Source organism: Mycobacterium gordonae, assembly GCF_017086405.1.
Classification (GTDB): Bacteria; Actinomycetota; Actinomycetes; order Mycobacteriales; family Mycobacteriaceae; genus Mycobacterium; species Mycobacterium gordonae_D.
On sequence record NZ_CP070973.1, the window covers coordinates 2550801 to 2564545 of the forward strand.

Below are 13745 nucleotides of genomic sequence, written 5' to 3' on the forward strand. Positions count from 1 at the left end.
GGCCGCTCACCGTGATTCAGGGTGGCGATGCTTGCCGGGACACATCCCGGGGCGACTATCCGCTGATCACCGACACCGTGTCGCTGTCGAGGTTGGTGACGTACACCGCACCGGTGCCGGGGTCGACCGCCACCGCGAACGGGCCGTCGCCTACCGGGATGGTGGCGGTCACGGTGTTGGTGGCCGGGTTGATCACCGACACAGTGTCGCTTCTTGTGTTGGCGACGAACACGTACCCGCTGGCTGGGCTGACCGCGACCCCGAACGGTGCGTCGCCCACCCCGATAACAGGTTCGATCACTTCGTTGGTGCTCGGGTTGATCACCGAAACCGTGTCGAGGCTTTGGCTGGTGACATAGATGTTGCCGCCCGGGTTGACCGCCACTCCGGTCGGAAAGCTGAACCCGGTGATGGCGGTCACTTCGTTGGTGGTCGGGTTGATCATCGACACCGTGCCGGACGAAAGGTTGGTGACATAGACGTTGCCGCCCGGGTTGACCGCCACTCCGAGTGGGTTGGTGAACCCGCCGATGGTGTCGGTCACGGCGTAGGTGGTCGGGTCGATCACCGACACCGTGCCGGACCCAAGGTTGGTGACATAGACGTTGCCGTCCGGGTCGACCGCCACCCCGCGTGGATTGCTGAACCCGCCGATGGTGGCGGTCACCTGGTTGGTGCTTGGGTTGATCACCGACACCGTGCCGCTTTGGTTGGTGACATAGATGTCGCCGCCCGGGTAGACCGCCATACCCGTCGGAAAGCTGCCCACGCCGCTGATGGAGTTCGTCACTTCGTTGGTGCTCGGGTTGATCACCGACACCGTGCCGCCTTGGTTGGTGACATAGACGTTGCCGCCCGGGTTGACCGCCACCGCACTTGGATTGATGAATCCGGTGATGGTGCTCACCCTGCCGCCCGAGCCGCCTGCCCCGCCGGTGCCTCCTGCCCCGCCGGCAAAACCGACCGCCCCGCCACCGGGGCCACCGGCGGTGCCGGCAGCGCTGAAACCGGCCAGACTGGCCCCACCTAGACCGCCACCACCGCCGGCCCCCCCGGTGCCGCCCACCCCGGCCACCCCTGCCGACCCCGACCAGCCCAACAGTCCCGACCCGAATACTCCGCCGGCCCCACCAGCGCCGCCGAACCCGCCCTCACCACCGGTTCCGCCGGTCCCGCCGACCCCGCCGGCCACCGTGAACACCGTGCTGTTCGTACCCGTCCCTGCTACGCCACCGAGCCCGCCGACACCACCGGAACCACCGGTACCGCCGACCGACAACAATCCCCACCCGGCTCCTCCGGCTCCGCCCTGCCCCCCCGTACCCCCCGCGAAAGCGTCACCCCCACCCGCAAGACCCGCCGCGCCCTCACCGCCGATACCACCGAGCCCTCCGGCCCCGCCGAACCCGAACACCGCCGCCCGCCCCACACCCCCGACACCCCCGATACCGCCGGCACCACCCACCCCCGTGGTACTCGCCCCACCTGCCCCCCCAAAACCTCCGGCGCCACCCACACCGGCCAACCAGCCCCCCGCACCCCCGGCACCGCCGGCACCCCCGGCGCCGCCGGCCACGCCCGCCCCGCCCGCACCACCGGGCCCGCCGGCACCGAGTAGCCCCGCATCCCCACCCCGACCTCCGGCCTGCCCCGGCGCCCCCGAGCCCCCCGCGCCCCCGTTACCCCACAGCAACCCGCCATCCCCGCCGGCTTGACCCGTACCCGCCGCCCCATTGGCCCCATCCCCGATCAACTTGCGCCCCAACAGCAGCATGCTCGGGGCATTGATCACCGCCAACACCTCGTCGGCCAACGCCTGCAATGGAGTGGCCGCAGCCGCCTCCGCGGTGGCATACCAGGCGCCGGCCGCGCCCAGCGCATCGGCGAACTCGGCACCAAAAGTCGCCGCCTGGGCGCTGATCGCCTGGTACTGGCCGGCGTGTCCGGAAAACAGGGCCGCGATCGCCGCCGAGACTTCATCGCCGGCAGCCGCCGCCACCGTCGTCGTCGATGCCGCGGCTGCCGCGTTGGCCGCACCCACCGCCGCACTGATCCCCGCCAGCTGCTCCGAGGCCGCCGCCACCACCTGCGGCACCACCACCAACGAAGACATGACAACCTCCTCCATCAGCGCACGTGACGACACGCGAGGACTTGCGGCCGCGAGATGTGTTGCGAATTAGGCTAAGTGCCGCCAACCGACTTGCATACCGGAAAAAACTTGCCGGATTTCACACAGATTCTTGCGCCCGGCGCAACCGGCTTCACTGGCTCTAGTGCGCAGTACGCGTGGACACACCACCGACACTGAAACACGCGCCGGTCTTCTCCTCGACGAACGGCACTCCCGTGATGTCGTGGCCGCCATCTTGCGCACCTGCTGCGAGCAGCCAGGTGTACACGCTGCCGGACACCCCGCGTAAGGCGTTGCAGGACAAAGCCATTCACGTCTTTCCCCGCCTGCACGCGGAAAACCTCACCGAGGCCGGCCGGTGGCTCGACGCTCGACATCAGCGCGCACGGGCACCCACCGCCGCAGCGAACAGTGCGGTCGGCTTCCGGCTACCGAGCGCCGCAGCCGAGGCCGACGCGGCGGAGTTCAGCGATCAACAGCGCTAGCGCTCATCACCGCTCCCTGCGGACCTTCATCGGCCGGCGGCTACGCGGTCAACTGGTGTCGTCGTCAACCCGGGGCCGTCCCACGCCCACCCCCGACCACAACCCGACCAGCACCGGCGGGCCGGCCACCCGCGACGAACAGCCCGCCGACGGTTACCGACCACGGTCGCCGGCCCAGCGCGCCCGGACCGGGGCCCATGACGCTGGCCACGTTGAGGGCACTGACCGCGATTCATTGCGGCGGTGCTTGTCTGGTCACCCCGCGGCGACTGTGGCCGCCAACCCCCCGTCGCGAAAGAATTCGATGTCAGCGCACCTGCGAGCGTCCGCGCTGCAGCACGGCCTCGCGGTTGGCGGCGATGTCGTCGCCGCTGGTACGGAACTGTCGTGCCGCAGCGGCTTCCAACCATAAGCCGCCGCCGATCTGGGCGTCGTCGATGTGGTGATAGGAGGCCAGCAGAGCCCGCACCGCATCCTGGTTGTTGCCCACGATGGAGGCCGCGACTCCGCGGGCGGCGGGCAGTAGCTGGTCGTGCGCCACCACCTCGGTCACCAGCCCGGCGCGCAGCGCGTCGGTGGCCGAAAGGTAGTCGCCGGTCATGCTCATCCGTCGGGCCAGGCCTACGCCCACCTTTTGCGGCAGCCGCACGCTCAGACCCCAGGTGGGCAGCAGCCCCACCCGGGCATGGGTGTCGGCGAACCGCGCGTGCTCGGAGGCGATCAGGATGTCGCAGTACAGCGCCAACTCGAGTCCGCCGGTGACCGCGGCACCGTTGATGGCGCCGATGACCGGCTTGGTCAGGGCCGGCCAGCGGGGCGAAATATCGGGGAGAGCGGTCTGCCCGCCCAACTCCTTGAGATCCAGCCCGGCGCAGAACACCGGGTCGGCGCCGGTCACGATGATGACGTCGACGCCGTCATCCGTCTCGGCGTCGGCGAGCGCGCCGAAGAACTGGTCCCGCAATGCCGCGGAGAGCGCATTGCGGGACTGCGGACGGTTCAGCGTCAGGGTGCGCACCCGCTCGTCGGTGTCGATCAGCAGGATCTCGTCGGTCATGTTCTTACCGTAGCCAAGCCCGCGGCTGGCAACGAAGCTGCGTGAATGGCAGCGATTCTGCGCCGAGGGTGAAGACACGCCGGGAGGACGGGGCCTGGACGCAGGCTCGGCGCAGACAGCCCAAGCCGGTGTCGCGCCTATCGTGGACACCATGTGCCGCAACATCACCGAACTGCGCGGACTGGAGCCGCCCGCCACAGCCCAGGAGATCGCAGCCGCGGCGCGCCAGTACGTCCGCAAGGTCAGTGGTATCACCCACCCGTCCGCGGCCAACGCTGACGCGTTCGAAGCCGCCGTCGCCGAGGTCACCGCGTCGACCGCCCGGTTGCTCGACGCCCTCCCGCCCCGCCGTCTGCCGCCCAAGACCGTCCCGCCGCTGCGTCGCCCGGAGGTGGTGGCCCGGCTGGCCAGTTCGCGATGACGGCGGCACTCAAAGAGTGGAGTGCCGCCGTACGGGCGCTGCTCGACGGGCGCCAGACCGTCCTGCTGCGCAAGGGCGGCATCGGCGAGAAGCGCTTCGAGGTGGCCGCCAACGAGTTCCTGTTGTTCCCGACGGTGGCGCACAGCCACTCCCAGCGCGTCCGCCCCGAGCATCAGGACCTGCTCGCGGCCGCGGCCGACGACAGCACCGATGACCACGTTACGGTGCGTGCCGCGGCGAAAGTCGTTGCCGCACTTGCAGTTAATCGACCGGAGCGGTTGCCCGACATCGAAGATCTGCACATCTGGACCGCCGAATCGGTCCGCGCCGACCGGCTCGACTTCCGGCCCAAGCATCGGCTCGCCGTGCTGGTGGTATCGGCCATACCGCTCGCCGACCCGGTGCGGCTGACCCGCACCCCGACTACGCGGGCTGCACCAGCTGGGTGCAACTGCCCACCACACCGCGGCTCGCGGAACCGGTGCACGACGACGCGGAGTTAGCCGCGATCATCACCCGGGTCCGCGCCGCCGTCGCCTGAGCTCGCCGCCGGCAGCAACAGCCGGGACTCGCCGAAGTGCACCGAATGCGTTGCCGCCTTGAGCTGGCGTCCGGTCAGCACCGGTTCTCCCGTGCCGAGGTTGCGTGCATAGCGCGGTGACCAGCTTCCGGAAATGAGCACCCGGATGCGCGATCCGGCGGCGAACCGGTGCGCGATCGGATCGAGTTCGATCCTGACGCTGCGCGAGCCGCCATCGAGGCGGCGATACCCGTCGCTCACATTGCGGGACCGGCCCTTGGCGTCCACTTCGCTGACCCGGACGAACAGGTCGACATGCGGGTTGTCGGCACTGTGCGCCAGTTCTAGCACGGGATTGCCGTAGACGAACAGATCCTGCGTGAGGGTGGCTCCGGTGAAACTGAGCACGTCGTCGCGCTGGGCGAGCGCGGTGTCGTCGCAGTAGCCGCCCTTGGCAGACAGCAGCGGGCCGCCGGTCGTAGGGGTCGGGTCGGCGGGGTCGTAGCGGAAGTTCGCCGGCCGCGTCTTGGTTTCCGGCGGGGTGTCGCCCAGGTGCCCGTAGGGCTGCAGGTACAGCGCCTGCTCGCTGGTGGCCGGCGGCCAGTCAGGCAGGTGACGCCATCCCTCGCCGGTAACGAAGACGTGCACCGGGCTCGGGCGTCTGAGCTCTGGCGCGTCGCCGAGGTGAAAGTCCAGCCAGTCCAGCGTTTGTCGAGTGGAGAGAGGCAGGGCCTTGGTGATCATCTCGTCGTGCGTCCACGGACCCACCGTCATGGCCACCTTCACGCCCCGCCGGGAAAGCTGGCGGTACTGCGCCGTCGTCTGGCCGATGAAAACGTCCTGCCAGCCCCCGAGCAGCAGCACCGGAACCTCCGCCCGGTCCAGCGCGTCGGGACAGCGCAACCGGTCCCAGAACGGGTCGTCCGGCGAGGGTTCTTTGGCCCACGATTCGAACCAGGGTGCACCCGAGCCGAGCAGGTCGCGCGCGGCCGCCCCGAACGGGACCGCCGCGACGGCCCGCGCCACCTTTCGTGGCGCCCGGAGGTGACGGATGCCGTGCCGGACGCGGCGGGAATCCTCCTGGCGGCTCACCATGTCGCTCCAGCCCAGGAAGTCGTTGACGGCGAATGTGCCTGTGCCCCAGGTTGATTCCCTGAAGTCGTGCGGTCCCGCCGCGATCACCGCGGCGGCCAGTTCCGGAGGCGGGTCGTTGAGCAGCGCCCACTGAGTGAATCCGAGATAAGACAGGCCCACGGTGGCGAAGCGGCCGGTGAACCACGGCTGTTCACACAGCCACTGCACCGTGTCGGCGCCGTCCTGAGCCTCGTTGGCCATCGGTTCGAACTCGCCTGCCGATCCGAAGGTGCCCCGAACACTCTGCAGCACAACGTGATAACCGCGCGAGGCATAGAGCTTGGCGAAGGGTAGGGAGAACGGCAGCTTGCGCCCGTAGGGGCCCCGGACCAGTACGGTGCCGGACGGCCTGGACGTCTGCGGCGCATAGTGATCGGCCACCAGCCGGACACCGTCGCGCATCGGGATCTCGACATGGTCGACGGTGTAGCGGGTGGTGGCCCGGGGCAGGCCGAACGCGGCGCCGATCGCGCCGAGGGCGACCCGGCGGCCGATCCCACTGGTCAGCTGTCGCTGCTTGAGTCGCTCACGGCGAAGGGATGTGATGCTCACACAGCCAGAGTAGGCAGGGTCAGAACTTGTAGAACGGAGCGAGGTCGTTGGCCCGCTGCAGATTGGTGGACGGGCAGTCCACGTCGGGTTCGGAGTAGACGGTCGAGTAGAACAGCGACTGCTGGATGACGCCGTAGCTGGTCTTGAACGTCACCATGCAGGAGATGTACCAGAAGCTGTTGTGGTACGTGGGCTTCAAGGTCCAGTACTGAGCGGCGCGGTGGCCCTGGATCGTGGTTTCGACGGCGTCGGCGGGCAGCGTCTGGGCGTAGGTCCGCCAGACGATGGGCTCCACGGCCAACTGGTAGTTGCCGGCGTCATACTGGCAGCGCAAGCCTTCCAACGGCTCGGGAGGCGTAAAGGCCAGGCCCAGCCGCTGCACCGCGTCGAACGGTATGTCGGTGCAGGGATCGAACGGGCTCGGGTCGGACGTCGCCACGATCGGGCTCTTCATGGTGGTTTCCATCGGCTGAGCCGTCGAGCGCAACTCGACCGGCCCGTGGGCCCGGGGAACCGGGGGAGCATAGTCGAAGCCCACGATCACCGCTGTGACCAGCGCACTCAACGCTGCGGCCAGACGCACCTTGGCGAACACGACACCCCCTGCTCCCGGCGATCCTCTTGCCGGGAGTGTACAAGTCGCTGCTAGGCAGCCGTAAGCGAAACGGGGCAATCCACTGCGGATCGCTAGGGTGGTTAATCGTGGCAGGACATGAGCCGACGGGCGGCGGACAGCCGACGCTGTGGGCTGTCTCCGATCTGCACACCGGCCACCTGGGAAACAAGCCCGTCACCGAGTCGCTGCACCCGTCGTCGCCGGATGACTGGCTGATCGTCTGCGGGGACGTAGCCGAACGTACCGACGAGATCCGCTGGGCGCTGGATCTGCTGCGGCGGCGGTTCGCAAAGGTGATCTGGGTGCCGGGCAACCACGAACTGTGGACCACCAACAAGGACCCGCTGCAGATCTTCGGCCGCAACCGCTACGACTACCTGGTCAACATGTGCGACGAGATGGGCGTGGTCACCCCCGAGCACCCGTTCCCGGTGTGGACCGAACGGGGCGGCCCGGCCACCATCGTGCCGATGTTCCTGCTCTACGACTATTCGTTCCTGCCCAACGGCGCGGCCACGAAGGCCGAGGGCCTGGCCATCGCCAAGGAACGCAACGTGGTGTGCACCGACGAGTTCCTGCTGTCCTGCGAGCCGTACGCCACCCGCGACGCCTGGTGCCGCGAGCGGGTCAGCAAGACCAAGGCTCGCCTCGAACAACTCGACTGGATGCAGCCGACGGTGCTGGTCAACCATTTCCCGCTGGTGCGCGACCCCTGCGACGCGCTGTTCTACCCCGAGTTCGCGCTGTGGTGCGGCACCACCAAGACCGCCGATTGGCACACCCGCTACAACGCGATCTGCTCGGTCTACGGCCACCTGCACATCCCGCGCACCACCTGGTACGACGATGTGCGATTCGAAGAGGTGTCGGTGGGATACCCGCGTGAATGGCGGCGCCGTAAGCCCTACAGCTGGCTGCGCCAGGTGCTGCCCGATCCGCAGTATGCGCCCGGCTACCTCAACGACTTCGGCGGGCACTTCACCATCACCCCTGAGATGAGGGCGCAGCACGCCCAGTTTCAGGAACGCCTGCGGCAGCGGCAGTCCCGATGACCCCACGCACGCTGGTGTCGTCGCTGCTGCCCGGCACCTTGGTCGACGAGCTGGGCCATGCCGAGCTGTACTCGGACCCGCCGGATCTCGCACCGCTGCCCGAGGAGGAGCCGCTGATCGCCAGGTCGGTGGCCAAGCGCCGCAACGAATTCATCACCGTGCGGCACTGCGCCCGCGTGGCGCTCGGCGAGATCGGCGTGTCTCCGGTGCCGATCCTCAAGGGCGACAAGGGCGAACCGTGCTGGCCTGACGGCGTCGTGGGCAGCCTCACCCATTGCACCGGCTACCGCGGCGCAGTGGTCGGACGCGACGGACGGGTCCGGTCCGTGGGTATCGACGCCGAGCCACACGATGTCCTGCCCAACGGCGTGCTGGATGCGATCAGCCTGCCGGCCGAGCGCGCCGAGATTCCCGCGGTGCTGCCGTCCGGGCTGCACTGGGACCGGATCCTGTTCTGTGCCAAGGAAGCCACGTACAAGGCGTGGTTCCCGCTGACCAAGCGCTGGCTGGGCTTCGAGGACGCGCACATCACGTTCACGGCCGACGGGCGATTCGTCTCCCGCATCCTGATCGATCCGTCCGCTCTGTCGGGTCCGCCGTTGACGTCGCTGACCGGGCGCTGGTCGGTGGAGCGCGGTCTGGTGCTCACCGCGATCGTGTTATGACCGTTGCCGGGCTCGTTGTCGTCGACAAACCCGCCGGGATGACCAGTCACGACGTCGTCGGGCGCTGTCGCCGGATCTTTGCCACCCGCCGGGTGGGCCATGCCGGAACGCTGGATCCAATGGCCACCGGCGTGCTGGTGCTGGGCATCGAGCGTGCCACGAAGATCCTCGGATTGTTGACCGCGACGTCGAAGTCCTACGCGGCCACCGTCCGGCTCGGCCAGGCTACGTCGACCGATGACGCGGAAGGTGAACCGCTGCAGTCGGTTGCGGCCGACCACGTCACCGATCAGGAGATCGAATCGGCGCTGACCGCGTTGCGCGGTGACATCAGCCAGGTGCCGTCGGCGGTGAGCGCGATCAAGGTCGGCGGCCGGCGCGCTTACCAACTGGCGCGCGAGGGCCAGGCCGTCGAACTGCAGGCCCGGCCGGTGCGGATCGAACGGTTCGAGGTGCGGGCGACGCGACGCGGTGAGGGCTTGATCGACCTCGACGTGGAGGTCGACTGCTCGTCGGGCACCTACATCCGTGCGCTGGCGCGCGATCTCGGCGATGCCCTGGGGGTCGGCGGCCATCTGACCGCGTTGCGCCGTACCCGGGTCGGCCACTTCGACCTGAGCCATGCGGTGACGCTTGAGGATCTGGCCGAGCACCCGGGCTTGTCGCTGAGCCTCGACGAGGCCTGCCTGTTGATGTTCGCGCGCCGCGACCTCACCGCGGAGGAGGCCGACGCCGCCGCCAACGGCCGGGCCCTGACCGCCGCCGGGATCGACGGCGTCTATGCGGCCGGCGCCGCCGACGGCCGGGTGATCGCGCTGTTGCGCGACGAGGGCCGCCGCACCAAATCGGTGGTTGTGATCCGCCCGGCGACGATGCAGTCCAGTTCGGACTGAGGAGGAGGCGGGCAATCGAGCCCCGCCCGGCGACGATGCAGTCCGGTTCGGACTGAGGAGGAGGCGGGCAATCGAGCCCCGCCCGGCGACGATGCAGTCCGGTTCGGACTGAGGAGGAGGCGGGCGATCGAGCCCCGCCCGGCGACGATGCCGTCCGGTTCGGACTGAGGAGGAGGCGGGCGATCGAGCCCCGCCCGGCGACGATGCCGTCCGGTTCGGACTGAGGAGGAGGCGGGCAATCGAGCCCCGCCCGGCGACGATGCAGTCCGGTTCGCCTTCACCGAGGCTGCAGATCTGTAGCCAAAGTGCGAGAGGGGGCCCTCCAGATTTACAGGCTCGACGCCCGGACAGCCCCGGTCTGCGGCCTCGCCAAGCCGAGTTGCACACTGGGATGCGAGTCAATCGAGGTGGAGGGGCAAAGATGCCTGCTAAGAGTCGCAACAAGGTCTTCGTCGTGGGAGTCGGGATGACGAAGTTCGAGAAGCCAGGCCGCCGCGAAGGCTGGGACTACCCGCAGATGGCCAAGGAGTCCGGCACCAACGCCCTGCAGGACGCCGGGGTCGACTACACCGAGATCGAGCACGGTTACGTCGGGTACGTGGCCGGCGACTCCACCTGCGGACAGCGCGCCCTCTACGAACTCGGCATGACTGGAATCCCGATCGTCAATGTCAACAACAACTGTTCGACGGGCTCCACCGCGCTGTACCTGGGCGCGCAGGCTATCCGGGGTGGGCTGGCCGACTGTGTGCTGGCGTTGGGTTTCGAGAAGATGCAGCCCGGCGCGCTGCAGGGGGGTGCCAACGACCGGGAGTCACCGCTGGGCCGGCACGTCAAGGCGCTGGCCGAGATCGACGAGTTCGCCTTCCCGGTGGCGCCGTGGATGTTCGGGGCGGCCGGCCGCGAGCACATGAAGAAGTACGGCACCACCGCGGAACATTTCGCCAAGATCGGCTACAAGAACCACAAGCATTCGGTGAACAACCCGTACGCCCAGTTCCAGGACGAGTACACCCTCGATGACATCCTGGCCGCGAAGATGATCTCCGACCCGCTCACCAAACTGCAGTGCTCGCCCACCTCCGACGGCTCGGCCGCGGTGGTGCTCGCCAGCGAGGACTACGTCGCCAGGCACGACCTGGCCGGGCAGGCGGTGGAGATCGTCGGGCAGTCCATGACCACCGACTTCGCCTCCACCTTCGACGGCAGCGCCCGCAACGTCATCGGCTACGACATGAATGTGCAAGCAGCCCAGCAGGTTTACCAGCAGTCCGGGCTAGGTCCCGACGATTTCCAGGTGGTCGAACTGCACGACTGTTTCTCCGCCAACGAGTTGCTGCTGTATGAGGCGCTGGGTCTGTGCGGGCAGGGCGAGGCGCCCAAGCTGATCGACGACAACCAGACCACCTACGGCGGACGCTGGGTGGTCAACCCGTCGGGCGGGCTGATCTCCAAGGGTCATCCGCTCGGCGCGACCGGGTTGGCGCAGTGCTCCGAACTCACCTGGCAACTGCGCGGGACCGCAGACAAACGGCAGGTGGACAACGTCAACGCCGCACTGCAACACAACATCGGTCTGGGCGGCGCCGCCGTCGTCACCGCCTACCAGCGCGCCGAGCGCTGAGCCGTGATCGAGTGGTCCGAAACCGATCTGATGGTGCGCGACACCGTCCGTCAGTTCGTCGACAAGGAGATCCGGCCCAACCTGGACGCGCTGGAGACCGGCGAGATGCCGCCTTATCCGATCGCGCGCAAACTGTTCAGTCAATTCGGATTGGACGCGTTGGCCGCGGAGTCGGTGAAGAAGATGCTCGACCGCGACCGCGCGGGGACAGACGAAAAGCAGGACGGTGCGGAGGAATCCGGCGGAATGGCCGCGCAGGCGTCGATGGTGGCCGTGCTGGTCTCCGAAATCGCCCGGGTCAGCATCGGGCTGCTGAGCACCGCATCGGTCAGCCTGGGCTTGGGCGCGGCGACCATCATGAGCCGCGGCACCCTGGCCCAAAAGGAACGCTGGCTGCCGGACCTGATGACGCTCAACAAGATCGCCGCTTGGGCCATCACCGAACCCGACTCCGGCTCGGATGCGTTCGGTGGCATGAAGACCTATGTCAGGCGGGACGGGCAGGACTACATCCTCAACGGCCAGAAGACATTCATCACCAACGGCCCGTACGCCGACGTGCTGGTGGTCTACGCCAAGCTGGACGACGGCCAGGCGGACAAGCGCAACCGGCCGGTGCTGGTGTTCGTGCTCGATTCCGGCATGCCTGGACTCACCCAGGGCAAGCCGTTCAAGAAGATGGGCATGATGTCCTCGCCGACGGGTGAGTTGTTCTTCGACAACGTGCGGCTGAGCCCGGACCGGTTGCTCGGTGAGAGCGAGAACCCCGGCGACGGTGACGGCAGAGAAAGTGCCCGCGCCAATTTTGCCGCTGAACGGATCGGCATCGCCATGATGGCGCTGGGCATCATCAACGAGTGCCACCGGCTGTGTGTGGACTACGCGAAAAGTCGCACGTTGTGGGGCAAGAACATCGGGCAGTTCCAGTTGATCCAGCTCAAGCTGGCGAAAATGGAGATCGCCCGAATGAACGTGCAGAACATGGTTTTTCACACCATCGAGCGTCAACGGACCGGCAAGGCGCTGACGCTGGCCGAGGCGTCGGCGATCAAGCTGTACTCGTCGGAGGCCGCCACCGATGTCGCGATGGATGCCGTGCAATTGTTCGGTGGCAACGGCTATATGGCGGAATACCGCGTAGAACAGCTTGCGCGCGATGCAAAATCGCTGATGATCTACGCGGGCAGCAACGAGGTCCAGGTGACCCACATCGCCAAGGGGCTGTTGACCGGCTGATATCAGCGGGTGTCACGCCAGCGGCACAGTGCTGCCGCACCGGTCAGATCGTAATCTGGACCGTCGCAGCCGATCGTCGGCAGCGTGACGCCGAGGTCGGCTAGCGCCTGCCCGCGGGCGATGAGTCCGCCGCGGTCACGGCCGGTGACGATCTCTCCCCAGATCGCCCCTGAGCGCTCGATGGGGCCGGGATCCCACGCCAGCGCTTCGCAGTGTGCGGCCAGCACACCGGACTTCAACCCGTATTCTTCCGGAGTGGTGAGGCTATGCCAGATGTCGGCATGCTCGGCCACCGGGCGCAGTGTCTTGCGCTCGCCTTGACCGCCGATCAGCAACGGAATGTCGCCGACCGGTTCCGGATGCACCATCCGAGCCGGCGTTTGATGCGAGGCAACGCCGCCGCGATATCGTCGATACGGCTTGCTGCAGTGCCGAACACGAAGCCGTACTCGTCGTAGTCCCGCCGCGTCCAACCGGCTCCGACGCCCAGGATCAGCCGGCCCTGCAGATGTGATCGACAAGTGCGCGCCATGTCGGCAAGAGGTTCCGGGTTGCGGTAGGAGTTGCAACTGACCAACGGGCCCAATTCAATTCGCGAGGTCTGCTCGGCCCAGGCGCTGAGCATCGTCCAACATTCGAAGTGGGCGCCGTCGGCATCACTATAGAGCGGAAACAAGTGATCCCAACTGAACCCGGCGTCGACCCCGAGGCCCTCACACCGGCACACCGCGTCCCGGAGGCGTTGGTAACTTCAGGCGTGCTGTGGCTCGAGTTGCACGGCAACACCTTCGTCGTGGTGACGGATTCGTCAGCGGGACGATTCATCCCACCGTCCAGAGCGCCCGCGCTGCAGGGCTGCCCAACTCCACGGTGGTCGCCGCGCCGTCCCCCGATGACACCGCGACGGAGATCATGCCGGCGAATTCGCACCGCGTCAGCACCCGCAACGGGGAGTCGAGGTTGATCCCGAGGGTGTCGAGATAACGAAGCACCTCCGGGTCTGCGTCAGAGATGCGGCCACTTTCCCGCTGGCGCCGTCGTAGCAGGTTCAGCGCCGCCCGCCGCCCGGACTCGGTCAGCGGGACCGCGCGGTGCTCTCGTGGTCGGTCGGTCTCTGTGCAGCCAGTTTCCGGATTGATCCTGATGCGGTGCCGCACGCCGTGCACTTGATCGGTGGCAGTGGCTATTTGGTGGCGTACCGCGTGGAAGATCCTGCGCGCGAAACGAAGTCGTTGACGAGCTGAGCGGGCAGAGCGAGGCCCAGGTGACCACATCGCCAAGGGACGACAGGGTGTGAGTCGCCAATTGCTACGCCCATGTCCTGCCCCAGTCGATCATCGGCCTGGTTGCGGTCAC

General features: G+C 67.8%; 12 protein-coding genes and 3 pseudogenes. 8 read left to right on the forward strand and 7 right to left on the reverse strand.

Annotated elements, in window-relative coordinates; translation table 11 throughout:
* Nucleotides 1–55: 55 nt before the first annotated feature.
* The gene (locus tag JX552_RS10910; RefSeq protein ID WP_205877427.1) at nucleotides 56–2113 is read right to left on the reverse strand and encodes a PE-PGRS family protein; all 2058 of its coding nucleotides are present in this window, start codon (nucleotides 2111–2113) and stop codon (nucleotides 56–58) included.
* A 160-nt stretch (nucleotides 2114–2273) separates the two neighbouring features.
* Complete coding sequence (locus JX552_RS33285) at nucleotides 2274–2402, reverse strand: hypothetical protein (RefSeq protein ID WP_277396062.1); 129 nt, start codon at nucleotides 2400–2402, stop codon at nucleotides 2274–2276.
* On the opposite strand from JX552_RS33285, the gene JX552_RS10915 reads away from it, so the two are divergent.
* Complete coding sequence (locus JX552_RS10915) at nucleotides 2395–2619, forward strand: hypothetical protein (protein ID WP_205877428.1); 225 nt, start codon at nucleotides 2395–2397, stop codon at nucleotides 2617–2619. The genes JX552_RS33285 and JX552_RS10915 overlap by 8 nt on opposite strands.
* Nucleotides 2620–2926: 307 nt before the next feature.
* Here the strand turns inward: JX552_RS10915 and JX552_RS10920 are convergent, their stop codons facing one another.
* On the reverse strand, nucleotides 2927–3676 hold the full coding sequence (locus JX552_RS10920; protein WP_205877429.1) for an enoyl-CoA hydratase: 750 nt from the start codon (nucleotides 3674–3676) through the stop codon (nucleotides 2927–2929).
* A 151-nt stretch (nucleotides 3677–3827) separates the two neighbouring features.
* On the opposite strand from JX552_RS10920, the gene JX552_RS10925 reads away from it, so the two are divergent.
* Complete coding sequence (locus JX552_RS10925) at nucleotides 3828–4097, forward strand: DUF2277 domain-containing protein (RefSeq protein ID WP_205877430.1); 270 nt, start codon at nucleotides 3828–3830, stop codon at nucleotides 4095–4097.
* Nucleotides 4094–4638 (forward strand): annotated as a pseudogene (locus JX552_RS10930) (DUF1802 family protein). The gene JX552_RS10925 and the pseudogene JX552_RS10930 overlap by 4 nt, the downstream one beginning before the upstream one ends.
* Here the strand turns inward: JX552_RS10930 and JX552_RS10935 are convergent.
* Nucleotides 4597–6303, reverse strand: coding sequence for a CocE/NonD family hydrolase (locus JX552_RS10935; RefSeq protein ID WP_241011002.1), 1707 nt, complete (start codon nucleotides 6301–6303; stop codon nucleotides 4597–4599). The pseudogene JX552_RS10930 and the gene JX552_RS10935 overlap by 42 nt on opposite strands.
* A 19-nt stretch (nucleotides 6304–6322) precedes the next feature.
* Complete coding sequence (locus JX552_RS10940) at nucleotides 6323–6898, reverse strand: DUF3558 domain-containing protein (RefSeq protein ID WP_205877431.1); 576 nt, start codon at nucleotides 6896–6898, stop codon at nucleotides 6323–6325.
* A gap of 107 nt (nucleotides 6899–7005) precedes the next feature.
* On the opposite strand from JX552_RS10940, the gene JX552_RS10945 reads away from it, so the two are divergent.
* The 5 genes from JX552_RS10945 (at nucleotide 7006) to JX552_RS10965 (ending at nucleotide 12389) form a co-directional block, all read left to right on the forward strand.
* On the forward strand, nucleotides 7006–7971 hold the full coding sequence (locus JX552_RS10945; protein ID WP_205877432.1) for a metallophosphoesterase family protein: 966 nt from the start codon (nucleotides 7006–7008) through the stop codon (nucleotides 7969–7971).
* Nucleotides 7968–8636, forward strand: coding sequence for a 4'-phosphopantetheinyl transferase PptT (pptT, locus tag JX552_RS10950; RefSeq protein ID WP_205877433.1), 669 nt, complete (start codon nucleotides 7968–7970; stop codon nucleotides 8634–8636). The genes JX552_RS10945 and pptT overlap by 4 nt, the downstream gene beginning before the upstream one ends.
* Nucleotides 8633–9529, forward strand: a complete 897-nt coding sequence (truB, locus tag JX552_RS10955; RefSeq protein ID WP_205877434.1) for a tRNA pseudouridine(55) synthase TruB — start codon at nucleotides 8633–8635, stop codon at nucleotides 9527–9529. The genes pptT and truB overlap by 4 nt, the downstream gene beginning before the upstream one ends.
* 421 nt (nucleotides 9530–9950) lie before the next feature.
* The gene (locus JX552_RS10960; RefSeq protein ID WP_205877435.1) at nucleotides 9951–11153 is read left to right on the forward strand and encodes a lipid-transfer protein; all 1203 of its coding nucleotides are present in this window, start codon (nucleotides 9951–9953) and stop codon (nucleotides 11151–11153) included.
* A gap of 3 nt (nucleotides 11154–11156) precedes the next feature.
* On the forward strand, nucleotides 11157–12389 hold the full coding sequence (locus JX552_RS10965; protein WP_205877437.1) for an acyl-CoA dehydrogenase family protein: 1233 nt from the start codon (nucleotides 11157–11159) through the stop codon (nucleotides 12387–12389).
* A gap of 2 nt (nucleotides 12390–12391) precedes the next feature.
* Here JX552_RS10965 and JX552_RS10970 read toward each other — a convergent pair.
* Together JX552_RS10970 and JX552_RS10975 are read right to left on the reverse strand one after the other, a co-directional pair.
* Nucleotides 12392–13194, reverse strand: a pseudogene (locus tag JX552_RS10970) (LLM class F420-dependent oxidoreductase).
* 16 nt (nucleotides 13195–13210) lie between these two features.
* Nucleotides 13211–13548 (reverse strand): annotated as a pseudogene (locus JX552_RS10975) (FeoA family protein); the annotation flags it as partial.
* Between the last annotated feature and the right edge of the window lie 197 nt (nucleotides 13549–13745).